Genomic DNA, 12,563 nt, shown 5'->3' on the forward strand with positions numbered 1-12,563 from the left:
AGAGGAGCTGTCCTTAGTACGAGAGGACCGGGATGGACACACCGCTGGTGCACCAGTTGTTCCGCCAGGAGCATAGCTGGGTAGCTACGTGTGGAAGGGATAAGTGCTGAAAGCATCTAAGCATGAAGCCCCCCTCGAGATGAGATTTCCCATCACTTTAAGTGAGTAAGATCCCTTGTAGATGACAAGGTTGATAGGTTCGAGGTGGAAGCGTGGCGACACGTGCAGCTGACGAATACTAATCGATCGAGGACTTAACTTAAAAGTTTGCGTTTCACATCTATTATGATTTTATCTAGTTTTGAAGGTACATCCTTAAAAAAATAAAATTAATCCTTGAAAAGATTGAGTTTTATTGTTATCATATAACTTGTCCTTGAAAAAAGGATTCAAATGTCTGGTGACGAGAGCGAAGAGGTCACACCTGTTCCCATGCCGAACACAGCAGTTAAGCTCTTCAGCGCCGATGGTAGTCGGGTTCGCCCCGCAAGAGTAGGACGTCGCCAGGCTTATATGATTCCAACGTAGCTCAGTGGTAGAGCTATCGGCTGTTAACCGATCGGTCGCAGGTTCGAATCCTGCCGTTGGAGCCATGGAGAGCTGTCCGAGTGGCCGAAGGAGCACGATTGGAATTCGTGTGAGCCCTAACCGGGTTCCGAGGGTTCGAATCCCTCGCTCTCCGCCATTACAAATTGGCCCGTTGGTCAAGTGGTTAAGACACCGCCCTTTCACGGCGGTAACACGGGTTCGAATCCCGTACGGGTCACCACTTACTTCATATGGAGGATTAGCTCAGCTGGGAGAGCACTTGCCTTACAAGCAAGGGGTCGCAGGTTCGAGCCCTGCATCCTCCACCATTTCTTTTCTTGCACAAAGACAATAGAAAAACATACTATAGTGATGACTTAGTCATTGCATTATCGCGGGGTGGAGCAGTCTGGTAGCTCGTCGGGCTCATAACCCGAAGGTCGCAGGTTCAAATCCTGTCCCCGCAACCAATTAATTTTTACAACGTTGAATTAACTTTTTCGTTAAAATTAAATCGTAGTCTTCGTAGAAGGCAACCAAATTACTTTCTACAGCGTCGGATTTTCTTCTTCGCTGAAATTTCAAATTATATGGTCCGGTAGTTCAGTTGGTTAGAATGCCTGCCTGTCACGCAGGAGGTCGCGGGTTCGAGTCCCGTCCGGACCGCCAGTTTTCTTATACATAATGTTTGGCTCGGTAGCTCAGTCGGTAGAGCAACGGACTGAAAATCCGTGTGTCGGCGGTTCGATTCCGTCCCGAGCCACCATGTTAGCCGACCTAGCTCAATCTGGCAGAGCAACTGACTTGTAATCAGTAGGTTGGGGGTTCGAGTCCCTCGGTCGGCATTTATAATGGAGGGATAGCGAAGTTGGCCAAACGCGGCGGACTGTAAATCCGCTCTCTTTGAGTTCGCAGGTTCGAGTCCTGCTCCCTCCACCATATTTTAGGGGTATAGTTCAATGGCAGAACGACGGTCTCCAAAACCGTTAATGCGGGTTCGAATCCTGCTACCCCTGCCAAATGGCGGTTGTGGCGAAGTGGTTAACGCACCGGATTGTGGTTCCGGCATTCGAGGGTTCGATCCCCTTCAATCGCCCCATTTATATTGGGCCATAGCCAAGTGGTAAGGCATCGGTTTTTGGTACCGTGTATCGCTGGTTCGAATCCAGCTGGCCCAGCCACTTTTTATATTTGCGGAAGTAGTTCAGCGGTAGAACACCACCTTGCCAAGGTGGGGGTCGCGGGTTCGAATCCCGTCTTCCGCTCCATTTTTATAATCATAATCATTGATTACTAATCATATGATAGACTATAGTAAATATTATGGCGGTATAGCCAAGTGGTAAGGCAGAGGTCTGCAAAACCTTTATCACCGGTTCAAATCCGGTTACCGCCTCCATTTACATGCCGGTGTGGCGGAATTGGCAGACGCGCACGACTCAAAATCGTGTTCCTCACGGAGTGTCGGTTCGAACCCGACCACCGGTACTTGTTTCAATCGCTATATAGACAATTCTCTCACATTGATGTGAGATTTTTTTATGTCTTTAAGCAATTGAAACTGAAATCTAAGGCCTAGACGCCAACTTTTCATTTTACCCTTGAACGATATAGAAAAGCCCGCGAGTGGTTCCCCCTACTCGCGGGCTTTTTTTTGTGCTTGTGCAAGGCACATGGATTGCTAAATGAATGAAATTTTACTGTTGTCATAGTACTAACCCATATCAGTCTAGGTTAGTAAGGAATGTATCTTTAATGAGAAGCGGTCCTTTCAAACACCTTCTCTGTTGATCTAGAAAAAAGTCTATCTAGAGTAGGGGCGATGAAGTGCGTGAGGGACTCTAGGAGGGTGAAACCGGATGTGAAGAGAAGTTATCACTTTCGTAGAGGAAAAGGGTTGGAATGTGCTTCTATCCCCTTCAAAACGTAATGGCAGGGGAGTCCAAGAAGGTATAATAGAACAAGTTCGTTCCTTAGAGCCTTCTGATGGTTTGCAAGACGTTTTGTTACAGAACCTATGGGGGAGTTGAGATTTCTAGCTGTGAACGACTCTCAAGCCATTCGAAATTCAGACGTAGACCTATTGCATGAGATTATTGATGCTATGTTCCAATCTCAAATTTACATTGAGCAAGCTATTTGAATGGTAGACGCCCTATAGAGCGCAGACTTAGGTGATAAGTATCGAAATGAACAGAAGCAACTCAAAGCAATAAGAAGGATGTTGAGCCTCGAATCAAATAGATGTTCTAAGTGGACAAGTCAAATCATGTTCCTCACTGATCTTCCGTTAGTGGTGCACACTTCCTTACGTGATACTGATACGGAATAAGTTTATGATATCTAACACTGGTTAGCGTAACGTAATCATGGTGCTAGATTGGCTCGCATAAGAATAACATGGGACCACCCTGAGCGGTGTAGCCTTTTCCTTTCTCTGATGCTAGACGTGTAGATATGTAAATCCTCTCATTTTTGTAGGATGGAACAGCTTGGCGGGCTGTTCGTTAACTAATTGTTTATCCTTTTCTTTTGCTATATATTATAAAGGGATAGATAAATTGGAATAATTTACATATTCCATCTAGGAGGTGTCAGATGCCGAGGTGTGCGAATTGTAAGATCAAGTGGAGTTTTATGGAAACCTTGGAACGGACGTTTTCACATGAAGTCTCCGTTTGTCCGTATTGCAACAAGAACCAATAGCAGACGACGCGTTCCAAGGGCTGGTGTCTTTGGTCGTATTTTTTGCCAATGTTCGTTTGGTTTATAATGGTTGGGTTCAGGGTGCCTATTGTCCCTATGGTCTTAATTTGCCTGTCACTTATTCCAATCATTACGCTGTTCGTCCCATTTATGGTTCGTTTAAGCAACGAAAAACAGAAAGATCCCATCACACACGAATTTGATGATTAAATGTCGCTTTATGGTCCGTGTCGATTCCTTAAGAATCCTAGAGAGAATCCTTCCTCAACGCTATAGTTCTTTCCCTTTGGCGTTCCTTCAATTAATACATGTTTCTCATCGTCGGAGAACACTTCTTTCTTCGAGTCACCCGCATGCATCTATCCACATCAATCCTACTTCCATATCCGTACAACCTTTCACGTCGCTCTCATCCCTTTAGGAAGTCAATTGCATAATAATGAAGCGAAATAAAAGGATTGCAACCACTGAAGAAACTGACTTAGAACCTTAAGAAATCAGGCTGTTTAGCGGCCTGATTTTCTTATGCACAAATGTGTCGAAACATGGGAATAAAAAGTTTTCCCCTTTTACAAAAAAAGGGTTGTATAAAGGGGGGAATCTCCTTTACTATACGTATAGATATATACGACGTAAGGGGGAATCATCGATGAAGAAAACAGAAAAGAAAAAGAGCCTTTGGGTTGCTCTAGCGTGTGTAACTGCAATGGGAGGATTTGGTGTCAGTCAGCTACAAGTGACGGTTGAGGATTCGAATCTGAAAACGGTTTATGTAGAAGATGCTGAGCCAACTTTTAGCGAGGGAGATACGTTGGCTAATCAATAAGACGGACTACTGTACGATCAACTATAGAAGAGGGCGGTGATGGTTTGGAATGGATTGCTTTATTGACCCTTTCAACATTCGTACTCGGACTCTTTGGTATGGAGGCATTATGGAAACGTCAATCGTACCTACCTGACCAGGAAGAGGCCAGAGTAGAGTCCTATTATTATCGTCAGAATAATCGTTGGTACGCGTTCGTACGTAATGAAGGGGAAGGGCAGGCCCATAACATTCGGGCAGTCATTATTAGTTCCAATCAATTTTCAATTTCAGATGATGACAATTTTGATTTAGATTCTCACGAAGAACACTTTCTCGGGACATATGAATCTCCTATTTCATCCATTATCGTACGTTATGACGACAATGAGCGGGAGGATAAACTCATTAAAGGCTATGAAAAGCATGAGACATTTACCATTTAACTAAACCTTCTCTTTCACACTAGTGATGGAAGGTTTTTTATTATGTCTATTAATGGAGTGGCTACAATTTCTTAACAAGGTATTCTTTGAGAGTACAAGCCTTTCTATAGAAAAATCCGCGAATAAAGGGTAGTCGAAACGGAAAAGATTTGATACACTTTTATGTAAATAAAGAAAAGAAGCATTTTTCGACAAAAATATAAATTTTCTATTGATTCAGTGTAAACCGTTTGTTAATATAGAAATTAGTCATTCGACATAACCTTACAAAAGAAGTTAACAAATGTTGAAGGTAGTCGAGATAATTAAATAAAAGTTGCTCTCTTTAATAAAGTGCGGGTGTAGTTTAGTGGTAAAACCTCAGCCTTCCAAGCTGATGATGTGGGTTCGATTCCCATCACCCGCTCCATAAAAAAAGTTGCCAACGCAGTGTTTCGTTTAAAAGGTGTGGAAACGAAGCATTGCGTTTTTTCTATGCCCAAAAAGGTTAGATTGGGAGTAGGGTTGAAGATTTTGGCTATGGTGTTTACTCTTACAATAAAACATAGAAAGAGGTGCAACGGTTGAAACAATTACAAAAGCTATTAAAGCAAATCGACGGAAAAAGTTATAAAGCTTATAAGGATATACAAGGCGTTTATTCGTTTCAAACGTATTCGTTATCGATTGACTATGTGCAAGGGGACCCGTTCGCGGCGCCATCTAAGATTCGGATCCACATCCCGAATCGACAACGTGACATACATGCGGCGTGGAAGAAAACGAAGGAACGTCGTTTGTATACAGAAGATGTGTTCGCGCGCTCCGTGGGGAAAGCGATACGTAAGCAGTCCTCATCGATAAAGGGTTCTGGAAAGAGCGGGAATATCTCAGTGGATGCCCCAGGTCAGGAAATCTTAGAGCGGACTGCCGTACAATTAAAAGATAATGAGCTAGTAGTATGTCTATCAATCGGATTGCCTGCAAACGGAAGACGGATTAATGGGAAAGAAGCAGAGAAGCTATTCTTCCAACTGATTCCTTCTGTTATGGATGCTTCAGTGTTCTCAGTGACAGATGCGATGATTGAAGACAATGTACAGCTCGCTGACCAGCATGTAGCCATCCGCCAGGCAATGAAAGAGAACGGTTGGATGACCTTTGTAGCAGATGGCTCCATACTTCCTCGTGAAAGCGGCATTAGCAATCGACCGATGAAGAATGCTGTACCATTTGAGAGCCCAGAAGAGAATCGTGTTTCCATCCCTATCCCTCATCGCGAAGAACCACTCACGGGAATGGCGTTAAAGAAAGGTATCGTTCTTATTGTTGGTGGGGGCTACCATGGTAAAAGTACACTATTGAAAGCCATTGAACGTGGGGTTTATCATCATAGTAAAGGTGACGGTCGTGAATATGTGATGACAGACCCAACTGCTGTGAAAGTGCGTGCTGAAGATGGCCGACAAGTGACTCGTGTCGATATTTCTCCATTTATCAATCACCTGCCTCACGGGGAAGACACGAATCAGTTCTCATCTGACAATGCAAGCGGAAGCACATCTCAAGCAGCGAATGTGGTGGAAGCGTTAGAAGCAGGCGCACAATCATTGCTGATTGATGAAGACACAAGCGCCACGAATTTCATGATACGGGATGAGCGGATGCAAGAACTTGTCGTGAAAGAGAAGGAACCGATTACCCCATTTGTCGATAAAGTGAAAGGGATGAGAGATGAGCTAGGTGTCTCCACCATTCTTGTTATGGGTGGTTCAGGCGATTACTTTGAGGCAGCGGATGAAGTGATTATGATTGATCAATACCTGCCTTATAATGTGACATCCAAGGCGAAAGAGATTGCAGAACGTTATCCATTCCACCGAGAACAAGAGGGTGGGAACGAATTTGGGCAACGTAAGTCTCGTGTCTTTCAACCACAAAGTTTAAATAGTCAACGTGGAAATAAATCAAAGGTACAAGCTAAAGGCAGTGCCACCATATTACTTGGTCGAACGGAGATTTCGCTCCATTATGTAGAGCAGCTCATTGACACCTCTCAGACGAGAGCCATCGCAGAAGTTCTAAAACACTTGGAACAAAAAGGGTGGCTAAAGCGTGGCATGTCCTTAACTGAATTGCTTGACCAGATTGAAGAGCAACTTGATAATCAAGGACTTGCTTCCTTTACTGGCTTCAAGAATCAACATCCTGGTGATTTAGCTCGACCTCGTAGGTTTGAGATTGCAGCCACGTTGAATCGGCTTCGCACAGCTAACGTGAAACAACAATAATATAGAGAGGAGAGGATAGCCATGGATTTAGCACAATTCAAAGAAGACGTCATTCAATACAGTAAACAGATTGGAATTGATAAAATTGGCTTTGCCTCTCCTGATGTATTTACGGAAATGAAGGAACGTCTCCGTACACAGCAGGAATTAGGCTACCAATCTGGGTTTGAGAAGGGCTCAATTGAAGAACGAACGGAACCGAAGCTTCATGTGCCGGAATCAAAGTCGATTATTTCAATCGCTTTGGCTTATCCTTCTAAACTGAAAGATGCCCCACGTAGTACACGTGAAGAGCGTAGAGGGCTGTTCTGTCGTGCTTCATGGGGAGAAGACTACCATGATGTTCTGAACGAACGTCTATATAGATTAGCCTCTTATTTGAAAGAACGCTATCCAGACTTGCAATTTCGTTCCATGGTGGATACAGGTGAACTTCCTGACCGTGCGGTTGCTGAACGGGCAGGAATTGGCTTCACGGGTAAGAATACAAACTTAATCACATCTGAATTTGGATCTTACGTTTATTTGGGTGAGATGATTACAAACATTCCATTTGCACCAGATGAACCAGTAGAGGATTCTTGCGGTGACTGCAACATCTGTGTAGATGCTTGTCCAACTGGAGCTCTTATACAGGGAGGGCAGCTAAATGCTCAGAAGTGTATTGCGTTTCTAACTCAGACGAAAGATTTTCTTCCAGATGAGTATCGAGGCGTGATTGGAAACCGTCTTTATGGATGTGATACATGCCAGACTGTATGTCCGAAGAACAAGAAGAAGGACTTTCATAATCACCCGGAGATGGAACCAGATCCTGAGAAAGTGAAACCGAAACTAAAGCCGCTTCTTTCCATTTCTAACCGAGAGTTCAAAGAAACATATGGAAAGATGTCTGGGTCTTGGAGAGGGAAGAAGCCTATTCAACGTAATGCAATCTTGGCGCTTGCCCACTTTAAAGACGTCACAGCGGTAGATGAGTTAGTGCGCTTAATGAAAGAGGACCCACGTCCTGTCATTCGTGGCACAGCTGCTTGGGCACTTGGAAAGATTGGTGACTGGCAAGGAAAAGAGGCCATTGAATCTGCACAAATGAAGGAAACAGACGAGCAAGTACTAGATGAAATGCGTAAAGGGTTAGAATTCTTTACGGAAAATGTATAAAAGGGCTTTCCGAATGAAGCATTTCTATGTAAGATTAAGTAAAATAATGTGTTGAAGAAGGGGTTTTTATGAGTAAACGTTCCTTTCTTTATTATGATGAATGCGACAGTCCGGTGGGAACCATCACGATGGTCGCTACTGAAGCAGGGCTATGTCGTGTTGATTATGGGAACATGAAGGATTTGGAGACAAAACTTCATGCATGGGCTAAAAAGCACTTTCTGTGTGTCGAGTTTTTCAAAGATGCTAACCGATTTACAGAAGTGAAGCAGCAACTCTTGCAATACTTTAATAATGAACGCAATGAATTTGCGGTAACAACTGACTTTTACGGGACTGTCTTTCAGCAGAAAGTATGGAAAGCACTGATGCAAATTCCATACGGGGAGACTCGCTCCTATAAAGACATTGCCCTTAACATTCAGGCTCCTCGTGCCGTTCGCGCTGTGGGAGGGGCAGTCAATCAGAATCCGATGTCCATTATTTATCCTTGTCACCGCGTGATTGGGAGTAATGGAGCTTTAGTCGGGTATGCTGGCGGTTTAGATAAGAAGAAACACTTACTTTCACACGAACAGGTGAAGGTAGGATAAAGCGGATGACTACGGTCATTCGCTTTTTTTAATTGAAACATGTTCTTTTCTCCTGCTTCATAGATTGAATAGGAGAGGGGGCGAGCCGATGGATGGGTTACGGAAATATTGGATGGAACGACTACAGCAACCGTTACGTAACGAAGAGCTGACATGGATTGAGCGGAAAGTAGACTTGCACGAACGTCGAAGCGCTCATGTAGCACGGATTACAGGAGATGCTCGTGTCTATCGAACCTTACAGATTGGCCAAGGGGAATGGAAAGTGGACTATATGCTTAAAGTCGACTTCTTAATTAAACAAGGAAAAAGTATGTATATAGAATCTGAAGAAAACCAACACCGCTCCCATTGGTATAAAGGGGACTTGGTGAAAGACGAGTGGATTCCTAATGAAATGGATTCCGCCGATCATGATGAATTATCTTTAATTGAAGGAGAAGATGATTACCGTTTCAATTATGACCGACAAAAGGCGGTACAATATGCGAATCGGTGGTGGAACTCATACAACCCTGCTTATCGAAAGTTTGAGAATGATTGTACGAACTATATCTCCCAATGTTTAAGAGCAGGAGGTTCCCCGATGTGGGGGTCACCGAAGCGCTCACGGGGGTGGTGGTATGGCTCTACTTGGAGTTACAGTTGGGCAGTAGCCAATGCCCTTCGCTGGTACTTAAGTGGATCGACGAAAGGGTTGAAAGGACGGGCGGTGGAGCGGGCTAGCGATTTAATGCCAGGGGACGTAATCTGCTATGACTTTGAAGGGGATGGGAGATGGAACCATAACACCATCGTTGTCGCCAAAGACGCGTTTAATGAGCCCCTTGTCAATGCACATACGTCTAATAGCTACCATCGGTATTGGGACTATGAAGATTCAACGGCCTATACGCCGAATATAACGTATAAATTTTTCCGGATTGGTGAGTAAATATGATATAATACGTGGGTTAACACTAACTATGAGGTGACAATGATGGCACTCCACGTTGTATTGTATCAGCCAGAAATTCCGGCAAATACGGGGAATATTGCACGCACATGTCTAGCCACAAATACGGTATTACATCTCATCCGACCACTCGGATTCTCAACAGATGATAAAATGCTACGTCGTTCTGGACTTGATTATTGGCACGATGTAGATGTTCGATATTACGACTCTATCCACGAGCTTTATGATGCGAACCCAGACGGAGAGTATTATTATATTGAGAACTTCGGTACTGGACACTGGACGGATTTCGATTATAGCAATCCAGATGAAGACATTTTCTTCGTGTTCGGCCGTGAGACAGATGGAATTCCGAAGTCGCTGTTAGAAGGAAAGGAAGACCGTTGCCTGCGTATTCATATGTCAGGGAAGGTGCGCTCCTTAAATCTTTCTAATACAGCAGCAATTGTGGTGTACGAAGCACTTCGGCAGCAAGGATTCCCTAATTTAACGTAAAGAAAAAGGTCAGTCCCGCGAAAGGACTGACCTTTTTGTACAAACTGGACTTATTCTGCGTCGTATCCAGCAGTAAAGATCGACACAATGTAAGTCACCATAACCCCAATAATTAACGCAAGTTTCATCTTTCTACCTCCCACGTCAATCTAGACCAAGTTGGACTACCATTCATTATAACCTAAAATCTGTATCCCTGTGAATGTATCCGCTATAATTTCTCTAGTCTAATCTGTTCCAGTAACTTTCGTAGCTTCTACGTAATCCTTCTCAGAACGGAGCGAAAGCGTATTGCCAGTAATCGAATACGTCCATATGTGTTGATCTGGGTCTGCGAGTACAGTAAAGGATTCTTCGTTTGTCCATGAATACGTGGATGACCAACCATTTAATTGTATGCCACCCTCTTTATTAAATAAGAGAGTGTCTCCCTTCTCAAATAGAACCGTTCCCTCCGTCACAACCCATTCACCATAGAGCGTCGTGGTCTTCTCTTGACACCCAACGACTAGCAGAAAGAAGAACATACTGATTATGACCCTGCTTACCCTTCTCATCTACACTTCACCTCTTTATAAACGTATTCTCCTATAAAGGACAAGATGATGATGAAAGAATTTTCTTACAAACTTTTAAGGTTAGTAGGATAAGAATGGGGTATTAGTCAACTATTGGATTTTAGGTGCATGCAGTCAAAAGGGAGAAACATAGGGGGAATATTGATGGAATCAACGGTTACGAAGAAAGATACGCTTCAGCAATTGTTCAAGAACGTGCGCGCATTTACTGAAACACTGGTCGAAAATTTGCAAACAGAAGATTATGTCGTACAAGCCTCTACTGAGACGAGTCCAACAAAATGGCACTTGGCCCACACCACGTGGTTTTTTGAGACTTTTATTTTGAAAGAGTATGACGGTGGATATAAAGAGCTACATCCACAGTTCAACTACTTATTTAACTCTTATTATGAAACGGTTGGAACGTTCTTTCCTCGAGATTCGCGAGGATTGCTGACCCGTCCAACTGTAGCGGAAGTGTATACATATCGTAAATACGTAAATACCCATATGGAAGCGCTGCTTAGTCAACTATCTGATGAGAAATGGGCTGAGGTTGCCTCTTTAGTTGAATTGGGGCTTCAACATGAACAGCAACATCAAGAACTCATTGTGACCGATATCAAATACAACCTTTCCATTAACCCGCTATACCCGCGATACATGCCACAAGATAAGGATGTATCGAGTAAGAAGTATGAAACGACCTTTCATTCATTTGAAGGAGGTCTAGTTGAAATTGGTCATGATGGAAAGGGGTTTGCCTTCGATAATGAAGGGCCTAGACATAAAGTTTGGCTTGAGCCCTATGCGTTGGCTTCTCACCCTGTCACGAATGGAGAGTATATTCAATTTATAGAAGATGGGGGATATCAACGGGCCGAATTCTGGCTATCAGACGGTTGGGCCACTGTGAAAGAGCAGGAATGGGACTCACCGCTTTATTGGGTGAAGCAAGACGACGAGTGGTATTCCTATACGACGCATGGCTTGGAGCGCGTACATCCTGATGAGCCTGTATGCCATGTGAGTTATTACGAAGCGACGGCTTATGCGAGCTGGGCCGGCAAACGCCTCCCTACAGAAGCGGAATGGGAGCATGCATGTCAAGGTGAAGCGATAAGTGGCAATTTCATAGATGAGTTAAACGCTCATCCTACTGGAGATGAAGGGGAAGGAAATGGGCCGTTCTATAAGGTCTTTGGAGATGTGTGGGAATGGACACGAAGTGCGTATTCTCCGTACCCAAGGAGTAAGCCATTAGAAGGAGCTCTTGGGGAGTACAATGCCAAATTCATGAGCAATCAAATGGTTCTTCGAGGTGGTTCGTGTGCAACGAGTGCATCTCATATTCGCCCAACGTATCGGAATTTCTTTAATCCAGATAAGCGTTGGCAGTTTAGTGGGTTTCGATTAGCTGAGGATCGTTAATCCATGAAGTTTTCATGCGTACGTTTCTTTGAGTGTGTTGAATGGGAGTTAGAATCTGTTACATTCATGCAGGATGTTATAAAGGGATAACTGCTTTCAAAAATATTTTCGGGTTGTTCATTGGCTAAATCTCTTAATGGCTATAGTTCGGTGATTACCCTGTACGCACAACCGACTGAAAACCCATCGCAATAGGGGTTGCATTATTTGGTAAAATGTAACTTTGAAAAAGGTAGGAGAGGGCTTGGCGTTTATGGTACGGGACGATCCGATAAATTAGACGGCAAAGACAATACGCTACGAATCAAACGTGTCGCATTACCTATGATTGATGGAGAAGTTACAATTGACTAAACAGCCGACGAAATAAGCACAAGATGCGAATAATGATTAATGGATACTAAAAATATCTCAAATCGCTACACCAGTTCCTGAATTCATTGCAACACTCAGTCACCCTTCGACTGAAAAGGAAGAAGAAGGCGCCTTTTAAAAGGCGTCTTTTTTTTTGTGTGAGTGAAAGTAAGCTAATACTTGCCATATGGAAAGTCTCTCCTGTTACGAAAAGATATATGATTGTTTAGATGGTCCTCATTTCTAATTGTTGAGG

Annotated in this window: 12 protein-coding genes, 16 tRNA genes and 2 rRNA genes; 28 read left to right on the forward strand and 2 right to left on the reverse strand. The window is 43.6% G+C overall.

Annotated elements, in window-relative coordinates; all coding sequences use genetic code 11:
• The 18 genes from H513_RS0112835 to H513_RS22175 form a co-directional block, all read left to right on the forward strand.
• Positions 1-262: ribosomal RNA gene (locus tag H513_RS0112835) — 23S ribosomal RNA — on the forward strand; the annotation flags it as partial.
• Between the two features lie 134 nt (positions 263-396).
• Positions 397-509 (forward strand): 5S ribosomal RNA (gene rrf, locus H513_RS0112840).
• 9 nt (positions 510-518) lie between these two features.
• A tRNA-Asn gene (locus H513_RS0112845) sits at positions 519-593 on the forward strand.
• A gap of 1 nt (position 594) precedes the next feature.
• A tRNA-Ser gene (locus tag H513_RS0112850) sits at positions 595-685 on the forward strand.
• Positions 686-694: 9 nt separating this feature from the next.
• Positions 695-769 (forward strand) — tRNA-Glu (locus tag H513_RS0112855).
• Between the two features lie 12 nt (positions 770-781).
• Positions 782-857 (forward strand) — tRNA-Val (locus H513_RS0112860).
• A gap of 64 nt (positions 858-921) precedes the next feature.
• Positions 922-998: transfer RNA gene (locus H513_RS0112865), tRNA-Met, on the forward strand.
• Positions 999-1,120: 122 nt separating this feature from the next.
• A tRNA-Asp gene (locus H513_RS0112870) sits at positions 1,121-1,197 on the forward strand.
• 21 nt (positions 1,198-1,218) lie between these two features.
• Positions 1,219-1,294, forward strand: a tRNA-Phe gene (locus H513_RS0112875).
• Between the two features lie 5 nt (positions 1,295-1,299).
• Positions 1,300-1,373: transfer RNA gene (locus tag H513_RS0112880), tRNA-Thr, on the forward strand.
• A gap of 8 nt (positions 1,374-1,381) precedes the next feature.
• Positions 1,382-1,467: transfer RNA gene (locus H513_RS0112885), tRNA-Tyr, on the forward strand.
• Between the two features lie 6 nt (positions 1,468-1,473).
• A tRNA-Trp gene (locus tag H513_RS0112890) sits at positions 1,474-1,547 on the forward strand.
• 4 nt (positions 1,548-1,551) lie between these two features.
• Positions 1,552-1,627 (forward strand) — tRNA-His (locus H513_RS0112895).
• 7 nt (positions 1,628-1,634) lie between these two features.
• Positions 1,635-1,709, forward strand: a tRNA-Gln gene (locus tag H513_RS0112900).
• 12 nt (positions 1,710-1,721) lie between these two features.
• A tRNA-Gly gene (locus tag H513_RS0112905) sits at positions 1,722-1,796 on the forward strand.
• 57 nt (positions 1,797-1,853) lie between these two features.
• Positions 1,854-1,927, forward strand: a tRNA-Cys gene (locus H513_RS0112910).
• 7 nt (positions 1,928-1,934) lie between these two features.
• Positions 1,935-2,016, forward strand: a tRNA-Leu gene (locus H513_RS0112915).
• A gap of 529 nt (positions 2,017-2,545) precedes the next feature.
• Positions 2,546-2,671 carry a hypothetical protein gene (locus tag H513_RS22175; protein WP_267879648.1) on the forward strand — a complete coding sequence of 42 codons (126 nt, stop codon included), beginning with the start codon at positions 2,546-2,548 and terminating at the stop codon, positions 2,669-2,671.
• Between the two features lie 781 nt (positions 2,672-3,452).
• On the opposite strand, the gene H513_RS21660 is transcribed toward H513_RS22175, so the two are convergent.
• Complete coding sequence (locus tag H513_RS21660; RefSeq protein ID WP_154655247.1) at positions 3,453-3,593, reverse strand: hypothetical protein; 141 nt, start codon at positions 3,591-3,593, stop codon at positions 3,453-3,455.
• A 290-nt stretch (positions 3,594-3,883) separates the two neighbouring features.
• Here H513_RS21660 and H513_RS21665 point away from each other — a divergent pair, with 290 nt between their 5' ends.
• From H513_RS21665 to trmL, 8 genes are all read left to right on the forward strand, one after another.
• Complete coding sequence (locus H513_RS21665) at positions 3,884-4,060, forward strand: hypothetical protein (protein ID WP_154655248.1); 177 nt, start codon at positions 3,884-3,886, stop codon at positions 4,058-4,060.
• A gap of 44 nt (positions 4,061-4,104) precedes the next feature.
• Complete coding sequence (locus tag H513_RS0112935) at positions 4,105-4,485, forward strand: hypothetical protein (protein ID WP_026801118.1); 381 nt, start codon at positions 4,105-4,107, stop codon at positions 4,483-4,485.
• A gap of 335 nt (positions 4,486-4,820) precedes the next feature.
• A tRNA-Gly gene (locus H513_RS0112940) sits at positions 4,821-4,894 on the forward strand.
• Between the two features lie 154 nt (positions 4,895-5,048).
• Positions 5,049-6,755, forward strand: a complete 1,707-nt coding sequence (locus H513_RS0112945) for an ABC-ATPase domain-containing protein (protein WP_026801119.1) — start codon at positions 5,049-5,051, stop codon at positions 6,753-6,755.
• Positions 6,756-6,776: 21 nt separating this feature from the next.
• Positions 6,777-7,916 carry a tRNA epoxyqueuosine(34) reductase QueG gene (queG, locus tag H513_RS0112950; RefSeq protein ID WP_026801120.1) on the forward strand — a complete coding sequence of 380 codons (1,140 nt, stop codon included), beginning with the start codon at positions 6,777-6,779 and terminating at the stop codon, positions 7,914-7,916.
• 68 nt (positions 7,917-7,984) lie between these two features.
• Positions 7,985-8,509 (forward strand): methylated-DNA--[protein]-cysteine S-methyltransferase, encoded by a 525-nt coding sequence (locus H513_RS0112955; RefSeq protein WP_026801121.1) that lies wholly within the window; start codon positions 7,985-7,987, stop codon positions 8,507-8,509.
• 88 nt (positions 8,510-8,597) lie between these two features.
• A complete protein-coding gene (locus H513_RS0112960) occupies positions 8,598-9,443 on the forward strand; it encodes an amidase domain-containing protein (protein WP_026801122.1) in 846 nt (281 codons plus the stop codon).
• A gap of 45 nt (positions 9,444-9,488) precedes the next feature.
• Positions 9,489-9,962, forward strand: coding sequence for a tRNA (uridine(34)/cytosine(34)/5-carboxymethylaminomethyluridine(34)-2'-O)-methyltransferase TrmL (trmL, locus tag H513_RS0112965; RefSeq protein WP_026801123.1), 474 nt, complete (start codon positions 9,489-9,491; stop codon positions 9,960-9,962).
• 227 nt (positions 9,963-10,189) lie between these two features.
• On the opposite strand, the gene H513_RS0112970 is transcribed toward trmL, so the two are convergent.
• On the reverse strand, positions 10,190-10,489 hold the full coding sequence (locus H513_RS0112970; RefSeq protein ID WP_026801124.1) for a hypothetical protein: 300 nt from the start codon (positions 10,487-10,489) through the stop codon (positions 10,190-10,192).
• A gap of 195 nt (positions 10,490-10,684) precedes the next feature.
• On the opposite strand from H513_RS0112970, the gene egtB reads away from it, so the two are divergent.
• Both egtB and H513_RS21920 read left to right on the forward strand, forming a co-directional pair.
• The gene (gene egtB, locus H513_RS0112975) at positions 10,685-11,953 is read left to right on the forward strand and encodes an ergothioneine biosynthesis protein EgtB (RefSeq protein ID WP_026801125.1); all 1,269 of its coding nucleotides are present in this window, start codon (positions 10,685-10,687) and stop codon (positions 11,951-11,953) included.
• A 207-nt stretch (positions 11,954-12,160) separates the two neighbouring features.
• Positions 12,161-12,307 carry a hypothetical protein gene (locus H513_RS21920; protein ID WP_154655250.1) on the forward strand — a complete coding sequence of 49 codons (147 nt, stop codon included), beginning with the start codon at positions 12,161-12,163 and terminating at the stop codon, positions 12,305-12,307.
• Positions 12,308-12,563: the final 256 nt, after the last annotated feature.

Source organism: Pontibacillus halophilus JSM 076056 = DSM 19796, from assembly GCF_000425205.1.
GTDB lineage: Bacteria > Bacillota > Bacilli > Bacillales > BH030062 > Pontibacillus_A > Pontibacillus_A halophilus.

Coding starts and splice junctions, on each gene's coding strand:
- H513_RS22175 (WP_267879648.1), top strand. CDS start 2,546: ATGGGGGAGTTGAGATTTCTAGCTGTGAACGACTCTCAAGCCATTCGA.
- H513_RS21660 (WP_154655247.1), bottom strand. CDS start 3,593: ATGCATGCGGGTGACTCGAAGAAAGAAGTGTTCTCCGACGATGAGAAA.
- H513_RS21665 (WP_154655248.1), top strand. CDS start 3,884: ATGAAGAAAACAGAAAAGAAAAAGAGCCTTTGGGTTGCTCTAGCGTGT.
- queG (WP_026801120.1), top strand. CDS start 6,777: ATGGATTTAGCACAATTCAAAGAAGACGTCATTCAATACAGTAAACAG.
- H513_RS0112955 (WP_026801121.1), top strand. CDS start 7,985: ATGAGTAAACGTTCCTTTCTTTATTATGATGAATGCGACAGTCCGGTG.
- H513_RS0112960 (WP_026801122.1), top strand. CDS start 8,598: ATGGATGGGTTACGGAAATATTGGATGGAACGACTACAGCAACCGTTA.
- trmL (WP_026801123.1), top strand. CDS start 9,489: ATGGCACTCCACGTTGTATTGTATCAGCCAGAAATTCCGGCAAATACG.
- H513_RS0112970 (WP_026801124.1), bottom strand. CDS start 10,489: ATGTTCTTCTTTCTGCTAGTCGTTGGGTGTCAAGAGAAGACCACGACG.
- egtB (WP_026801125.1), top strand. CDS start 10,685: ATGGAATCAACGGTTACGAAGAAAGATACGCTTCAGCAATTGTTCAAG.